Annotated in this window: 9 protein-coding genes and 1 pseudogene; 5 read left to right on the plus strand and 5 right to left on the minus strand. The window is 42.5% G+C overall.

Features of this window, described 5'->3' with window-relative positions:
• Nucleotides 1-293: pseudogene (locus A3756_RS13250) on the minus strand (RNA degradosome polyphosphate kinase); the annotation flags it as partial.
• 429 nt (nucleotides 294-722) lie between these two features.
• Here A3756_RS13250 and A3756_RS13255 point away from each other — a divergent pair.
• Nucleotides 723-968 (plus strand): hypothetical protein, encoded by a 246-nt coding sequence (locus A3756_RS13255; RefSeq protein WP_197470033.1) that lies wholly within the window; start codon nucleotides 723-725, stop codon nucleotides 966-968.
• A gap of 140 nt (nucleotides 969-1,108) precedes the next feature.
• On the plus strand, nucleotides 1,109-1,732 hold the full coding sequence (locus tag A3756_RS13260) for a helix-hairpin-helix domain-containing protein (RefSeq protein WP_068514185.1): 624 nt from the start codon (nucleotides 1,109-1,111) through the stop codon (nucleotides 1,730-1,732).
• 149 nt (nucleotides 1,733-1,881) lie between these two features.
• Here A3756_RS13260 and A3756_RS13265 read toward each other — a convergent pair whose 3' ends face one another.
• The gene (locus A3756_RS13265) at nucleotides 1,882-2,604 is read right to left on the minus strand and encodes a YdiY family protein (protein ID WP_068509581.1); all 723 of its coding nucleotides are present in this window, start codon (nucleotides 2,602-2,604) and stop codon (nucleotides 1,882-1,884) included.
• 86 nt (nucleotides 2,605-2,690) lie between these two features.
• Nucleotides 2,691-3,527 carry a mechanosensitive ion channel family protein gene (locus A3756_RS13270; protein ID WP_068514182.1) on the minus strand — a complete coding sequence of 279 codons (837 nt, stop codon included), beginning with the start codon at nucleotides 3,525-3,527 and terminating at the stop codon, nucleotides 2,691-2,693.
• A gap of 203 nt (nucleotides 3,528-3,730) precedes the next feature.
• On the opposite strand from A3756_RS13270, the gene A3756_RS13275 reads away from it, so the two are divergent.
• The gene (locus tag A3756_RS13275; RefSeq protein ID WP_068514179.1) at nucleotides 3,731-5,008 is read left to right on the plus strand and encodes an O-acetylhomoserine aminocarboxypropyltransferase/cysteine synthase family protein; all 1,278 of its coding nucleotides are present in this window, start codon (nucleotides 3,731-3,733) and stop codon (nucleotides 5,006-5,008) included.
• A gap of 77 nt (nucleotides 5,009-5,085) precedes the next feature.
• On the opposite strand, the gene A3756_RS26695 is transcribed toward A3756_RS13275, so the two are convergent.
• The gene (locus A3756_RS26695; RefSeq protein ID WP_156490459.1) at nucleotides 5,086-5,247 is read right to left on the minus strand and encodes a hypothetical protein; all 162 of its coding nucleotides are present in this window, start codon (nucleotides 5,245-5,247) and stop codon (nucleotides 5,086-5,088) included.
• A 455-nt stretch (nucleotides 5,248-5,702) separates the two neighbouring features.
• On the opposite strand from A3756_RS26695, the gene A3756_RS13280 reads away from it, so the two are divergent.
• Nucleotides 5,703-6,218: a helix-turn-helix domain-containing protein gene (locus A3756_RS13280; protein ID WP_068509360.1), complete on the plus strand. Its 516-nt coding sequence runs from the start codon at nucleotides 5,703-5,705 to the stop codon at nucleotides 6,216-6,218.
• 71 nt (nucleotides 6,219-6,289) lie between these two features.
• On the opposite strand, the gene A3756_RS13285 is transcribed toward A3756_RS13280, so the two are convergent.
• Nucleotides 6,290-6,748: an NYN domain-containing protein gene (locus A3756_RS13285; protein WP_231875538.1), complete on the minus strand. Its 459-nt coding sequence runs from the start codon at nucleotides 6,746-6,748 to the stop codon at nucleotides 6,290-6,292.
• A gap of 74 nt (nucleotides 6,749-6,822) precedes the next feature.
• On the opposite strand from A3756_RS13285, the gene A3756_RS29265 reads away from it, so the two are divergent.
• A partial coding sequence (locus A3756_RS29265) for a transposase (RefSeq protein ID WP_156490460.1) occupies nucleotides 6,823-6,949 on the plus strand: 127 nt, incomplete at its 3' end.

A 6,949-nucleotide genomic window follows, 5' to 3' on the forward strand; every position in this document is an offset into this window, starting at 1 on the left:
TGAATATAGATTTCGTCAAACCGTTCGCCTAGCTTGATGACTTTCTTTTGAATCTTCTTAAGTAATTCTCGATCTTCACTGGCATCTTCGCCTTGGTCTTTCTTAATAAAAATTTTTCGCTTTACGTCGGCGACACGAACACGGAAGAACTCATCCATATTATTGGAATATATACCGAGAAACCTGACCCGCTCGACAATCGGTACATTTGCATCAGCGGCTTCCTGTAGAACGCGCTCATTGAAGGACAGCCAACTCAGTTCTTTCTCTATAAAATCTTGCTTGTTCGTCATTTTGAAACTACTCGCATACAGCTTAATCAACCGGACTATTTAAATAGGACTTATGTGACAGTTTGATGACAATTTAAGTCCTGAGGTTCAAATACTTTGTATTTCCGGTTATGTAGGTCTAGGATAGATATTGACGTAGTGACGTCATTACGTCAATTAATGTTATTTACACAAAGAAAGGTGATTTACCATGTCTAAGAAAACAAAATCTATCAAGAAAGAGATCAAAGCGCGTAAAGCTAAAGTAGCCAAGCAGACTAAGAAAATCAGCAAGCTGAAAAAGGCGCTGAAGAAGGCTTAATGTGCCATCTTGAAGCTAATGTAGGGGCGCGATAATTCGCGCCTTTGCCTTTTATGGTGCTCGGCAATATGGATGAATGGATGTTACTATGCCGTTTATAGGGTAGTGAAACGACAAGGGGTCTCTTTATGAGTCGCAAGAGTACAGATAAGAAAACCGATGCAGTGTCGAAAGGTACGGCTAAGACTCCTCAGCTTGATCAAGTGCATGCATCCGAGAAAAAAGAGAAGGCTAAGAAAAATACCTCCCTACGTTTAGATAAGAAAACATTGAAAGCACTGAAGATTATTGCGATAGAGCAAGAAACGAGTATACAAAAGCTAATTGAGAGCTTGGTAAAGGACTATATTAAAGAACATGGCAAATTGGATTAGTTGAATCTGCCATGTTAGAAATTATAAAAATACCATTAGTGCACGTGATTTTAGTTGTTATGCTCTAAAAAAAACGTGTAACTTTTATACTGTTTAGTATTTATTGTTTAATTTGTTTGTAGTTTTAATAGGGGTGAAGCATGGGTAAAACGTCAAAGAAGATTGATAAGAAAGTTTCTCAGGTTAAAGAGCTGAGCAATGACTTGTTGAAAGATATCAACAAGAAAGTTACTTCAACTAAGAAAGATTTACAGAAGCAGGTTGATGATTTGACTGCACAAGTAAACGAGTTGCGTGAAGAGGCGACTAAGCCTGCAACAAAGTGGTTGAAGAAAATCGAGAAGCAGTATCAAAAGCAGCTAAATAAGCAGCAGAAAGAATTTGAAGAGCGTGCTGAAGCTTTGCTAGAGACTAAGAATAAGCTGGTTGGTCAACTTGAAGATGCATTAAGCAAGCTTCCTCTGGCGGATAAGATTATGCCAGCGCCAAAGACGCCTGCTAAAAAAGCCAAAGCAACTGTTAAGAAGGCGGCGACTACTGCTAAAGCAAAAGCGTCAACAGCAACTAAGAAAGCCACTGGTGCAGCTAAGTCTGGTATTTCTTCGATGAAAGGTGTTGGCCCTGCGACGGTTAAGAAATTGAATGCAGCGGGATTTAATAGCTTGGAAGATATCGTTAATGCACCTGCCGATAAGTTGGCTGAGTTCAAATCAGTACGCGGCTCAGACTCTTGGGTTGAGCAAGCTAAAGAATTGTTGAAGTAAGCGTTTCAAGCTTCAATAAAAAAGGCAGCGATTAAGCTGCCTTTTTTGTATCTGAAATTTCAGATTGATACTTTCTTTTCTGCTGTAGGCAGAGCCTTGCGCGGCTCGCTGGCGGGTTAGCACCATCGCTGCCTACATAAAAAGTAATGCTACAGCTTATAGACTAACGTGACAGACGTTTCACGATCAGTTTTATCAGCACCTGCTGGAACATCAGAACTATGCTTAATGGTGTAACCAACCTTCATTGACAAGGCTTCTTGCACCTGACTGGTTAAGGAGATACCAAAACGTGTCACAGTGTTACTGTCGCCGGCTTCTGTATTCAGGAACTGGTCAAGGCTAGATGTTTCATTGAATTTCCAAGAGAAGATCTCAGCTGCACGAATAATGCTATCTTCTTCGTTATTGCCATTGTTGTCTTCGATCACACGATAACCAGGCGCAAGCTCGAAATTCAATTCCATATTATCTTCTGCAATAGCTTTATAGCCTAAACCCAGTGCGATAGAGGTTTGATGGTCAAAACCGCTAAAGCGATCCTTTTCCCACGAGATGACGCCAAGCGCATAAGCTCTATCAGAGAGCTTTCGGTCAGACTGCGCTTCAGCAAAATATCTTTCTGCAGAACTTACGTCATTTGATGAGCTGTTAAGCGCCTCTAGTTGAAGTGTGTGCTTCCAATCAGTGTATTCAGTTGAAGCATTAAATTTGGCATTTAGTGTTTCTGTATCCGAGTTGCCGCTGGTCATCACAAAACCAAGTTCAGCCGTTGCATCCCAGTTAGGTTCAGAGACCTCTTCAGCGTTTACTGTGGCGCTTAGGCTTGTAGAGATGAGAGCAATTGCTGTGGCAAGTTTAAGGTGTTGCATAGTATTTCTTCCTTTCATAAAGCTTGGCTAAGATACGATTCAATTTTGGCCGTATCTTAGCGATTTACTAGAGTAATGTCTCTTGTTTATGCTACTTGATGCATATATACATCTTGTTGTGGGTAGGGGATTGAAATGCCGTGCGCATCAAATGCTTTCTTCACGCCTTCTTGCATATCAAAGAATACACCCCAGTAGTCGCTAGTGTTGACCCATAAGCGGACTGTAAAGTTAACCGAGCTGTCGGCAAGTTCTGCAACGACAAATACAGGAGCCGGGTCTTTGAGTACTCGGGCATCATGACTGGCGAGTGACTTCAGCAGAGACTTGGCCTGGTCAATATCGTCGCCATAGCCAATGCCAAAGCTCAGATCGACTCGGCGAGTAGTTTCTTTATTAATATTCACCATGCTGCTGCTCGAAAGAGAGCCATTTGGAATGATGACGACTCGGTTGTCGCCCGTCTTTAGAATGGTGTTGAAAATCTGAATTTCAGATACGCTTCCGATGTAGCCCTGAGCTTCAATCAGGTCTCCTACCTTGAAAGGCTTGAATAGCAGAATGACAACGCCTCCGGCGAAGTTGGCTAGGCTTCCTTGAAGAGCTAGGCCAACAGCTAAGCCGGCAGCACCGAGTACTGCCACAAATGATGTTGTCTCGATGCCGACCATCGAGGCAACTGAAATCAACAAGACTACTTTCAGAATAACTGAAAGAATGCTGCAGACGAATTGACCAAGCGTCGCATCGACCTTGCTTGTGAGATTGTTGTTAAGAGTGCGTATGAAGCGATTGATGACCCATAGGCCGATGATGAGCGTAACGATCGCTAAGACCAGTTTGGGGCCGTAACTTAAGCTGAGTGTGTAGGCTGTCTGTAACAGCTCTTGAATCTGATCGCTGCTTTGATTGATATCTTCCATTTAAGCTTCCTTGATTAAGTAAAAAAGTGAGTTTGAAATTTAAATTCAGAAGCATAGACAGAAGCAAAAGAGAAAAAGTCACAAAGAAAGTTTATTTATATTTCATTGATCTGAGTGCGTGTGTGTTATTGGGAATTGATCTATGATTCTTTGTTCCGGTGTCCCGTATTCGCCAACATTCATCATTATTGCCGAGGATTAAAATGAAAGACGATACCATCGCAATTCATCACGGATATGAAACAGACCCTACAACCAAGTCCGTAGCAACACCTATTTACCAGACAGTCGCATACGAGTTTGATAATGCTCAACATGGTGCTGACTTATTTGACCTGGCTGTACCGGGTAATATCTACACGCGAATAATGAACCCCACTAACGATGTGCTTGAAAAAAGAGTAGCGGAGTTAGAAAAAGGTATTGCGGCCTTGGCTGTGAGTGCTGGCAGTGCTGCCATTCATTACGCGATTATAACGATCGCCAGCAAGGGCAAGAATATTGTTTCAGTACCTCAGCTCTATGGCGGTACTTATACACTTTTCAAGCATATGCTGCCGAGCCAGGGAATTGATGTACGTTTCGCTGAAGATGATAAGCCTGAGTCCTTAGCAAAGCTGATTGATGAAAATACCGCAGCCGTTTATTGCGAGAGTATTGGTAACCCCGCGGGTAATGTTATCGATCTGGAAGGCATGGCGAAGATTGCGCATGATAAGGGGGTGCCGCTTATCGTTGATAATACAGTTGCCACGCCAGCTTTATGTAAGCCTATTGAGTATGGGGCAGATATTGTTGTTCATTCGCTTACCAAGTATATGGGTGGGCATGGTAATTCGTTAGGCGGGATTGTCGTTGACTCAGGAAACTTCCCCTGGGCGGAGCATGCTGAACGATTCCCTATGTTGAACGAGCCAGAACCTGCTTACCATGGCGTGATCTATACCGAGGCAATGGGGCCAGCAGCTTTTATTGGACGATGCCGGACAGTTCCTTTGCGTAATACCGGGGCGGCCTTATCACCTATGAATGCCTTTTTATTGCTTCAGGGAATTGAAACGCTAGGTCTTCGTATGGAACGTCATTGTGAAAACGCAATAAAAGTGGCCGAATTTCTAGAAGGGCACGATCTAGTTGAGTGGGTTGGTTATGGTGGCTTGCCCTCAGATGAGAACCATGAGCTAGCCAAAAAATATATGAAAGGTACACCGTCGGCCATTATGACCTTTGGAATTAAAGGTGGTTTAGAGGCAGGTACGCGTTTCTATGATGCCTTGGCACTGTTTAAGCGTTTGGTAAATATTGGTGATGCTAAATCATTGTCGTGTCATCCTGCTTCGACAACGCACAGGCAAATGACAGAGGAAGAACAGAAAGTCGCGGGTGTTACGCCTGAAATGATTCGACTATCAATCGGTATCGAGCATATCGATGACATTCTTGAAGATTTGGAGCAAGCACTGAAGGCTTCGGTAGGCTAGAACGAAAGAGGCTGCTATGTAGCAGCCTCAATTTTTCTATCTCAATTTTACTCGCTCAATAGAGCGGCGATCTTAGCTTAGGCGTGGCAGTTAGTGTCTTTTTCGCCTTGGCTTGTATTAGAGATAGCGTCTTCATTGTTAGCTTTTTTCTTTTGGATGCCGTGGTTAATAATAAATGAAAAACCGACAACCATTGCAACCGTTACGATAAGGCTAGTAAAAAATGGAAATCCAAACATAATTTTATTCCTCTTAATGTCTATTTAAAGACTACAGCGCAAGTATTGGCGCTTCGATAAATACAAGTAAACTCATGAAGGAATACGAACTGCAAGCTCAGTCTAAGTCGCCTGCTTCTAATTCCAAATCAATGTTTCTAATCCCTAGTTCGTAATCAATCCATTTAGAAATAGCTTTCATGATGCTCATAAGCGAGTCCTCACTATTTGGTGGATTAGACAAATATGGCTTAGGGTAAAAATGCCAAATTCATCACAGTTCCGTTTTGGAACCTTGTGTAAAGTATATGGTTCCATAATAGAACTCGTCAAGTGAATCTATTGTGACGACTTGCTAAAATACTGTTCTATTTCTGGTATAATGGCTTTGTTTGATTTAGATCAACTTTGTATATTGGAACAGTGGCTAGTCTTATTAGGCGCGAATAATTCAAATAAAATGCAAAGAGGTAGCTATGCGTTGGGAAGAGATTGACTCTCAGGTTTGTTCAATTGCTAGAGCATTATCAATATTTGGTGATCGTTGGACGCTGTTAATCATCCGGGACGCATTTCGCCGCGTCAGGCGCTTCTCAGAGTTTCAAAAATCTTTAGGGATAACCCGCCATCGTTTGTCTGACCGTCTAAATCGTTTGGTGGAAGCTGAGGTTTTAACCAAAGTCTTATATGACGAGAAGATGTCTCGTTATGAATACCATTTAACTGAGAAAGGAATGGATCTTTATCCGGTGCTGATGACGGTTGTTCAATGGGGTGACAAGTGGCTATGTGATGGTGACGGTGCACCGATTATGTTCCAGCATAAAACTTGTGGTCATGTTTCCAGCCCTCGTTTTGCTTGCGATCATTGTGCACATGACTTACATGCCAGGGATATGAAGCCAGTATTAGGGCCAGGTGTAGAGAAGAAATTGGAGCGAGGGGAGTTAACGACAGATGACCCCGAGCATATTCATGACATTGTTTATTGAGTATAAGTACTCAGAGTCTCGATGAGATTGTTGTAAAGATAATAGTGGCGAGCATATCGCTTGATCTGAATTTAGTTAAGTAATAAATCAGTATCTATTGCGACAAACTTAGTGGCGGAACATATCAGTGACGAAGCTGTTAGTGCTTTAACGCCGTAGACCTCTACAGCAGAGCTGTGTTTCAGTTTGATTCGATCGACGAGCAGGTCGAAATCTCCATCACCAGATGCTAAAACAAGGATGTCACTGTGTGCCGCAAACTCCATAGCATCGAGTGTGATACCGACATCCCAATCAGCTTTAGCAGAGCCGTCAGCGCGCTGAATGTAGGGCTTCAACTTTACCTTAAACCCTATCGCTCTAAGTATATTCTGAAACTGTCTCTGTTTTTCATCTGCGGGCTCCGTTGCATAGGCCACGGCATTAACGACGTGTCGATTTTGGGTCACCTTTGCCCAAAATGCATTGTAATCAAAATGGCGGCCATAGGCTTGTCTGGTCGTGTAGTAAATATTCTGTACGTCGACCAAAACCCCCTGTGTCAGGATAGTTGTCGCCTCTGTTAATTTTTAATAATTGAATAGGAGGCGGTAAGAGAATATGAGTGAAGCATTATTCAAAAGAGTTTAAAGAAGCCATTGTTAAGAAGTGGCTTGAAAGTGGGTTATCATTAAGAACGTTTTCAGCCCAGGAAAACATAAACCTATCCACCTTGTATTCCTGGCGAGATA

It is taken from the genome of Oleiphilus sp. HI0086, from assembly GCF_001635225.1.

Bases quoted from the DNA above. Each gene is read 5' to 3' on its own strand.
- A3756_RS13275 (WP_068514179.1), top strand. From the start codon at position 3,731: ATGAAAGACGATACCATCGCAATTCATCACGGATATGAAACAGACCCT.
- A3756_RS13265 (WP_068509581.1), bottom strand. From the start codon at position 2,604: ATGCAACACCTTAAACTTGCCACAGCAATTGCTCTCATCTCTACAAGC.
- A3756_RS13255 (WP_197470033.1), top strand. From the start codon at position 723: ATGAGTCGCAAGAGTACAGATAAGAAAACCGATGCAGTGTCGAAAGGT.
- A3756_RS26695 (WP_156490459.1), bottom strand. From the start codon at position 5,247: ATGTTTGGATTTCCATTTTTTACTAGCCTTATCGTAACGGTTGCAATG.
- A3756_RS13280 (WP_068509360.1), top strand. From the start codon at position 5,703: ATGCGTTGGGAAGAGATTGACTCTCAGGTTTGTTCAATTGCTAGAGCA.
- A3756_RS13260 (WP_068514185.1), top strand. From the start codon at position 1,109: ATGGGTAAAACGTCAAAGAAGATTGATAAGAAAGTTTCTCAGGTTAAA.
- A3756_RS13270 (WP_068514182.1), bottom strand. From the start codon at position 3,527: ATGGAAGATATCAATCAAAGCAGCGATCAGATTCAAGAGCTGTTACAG.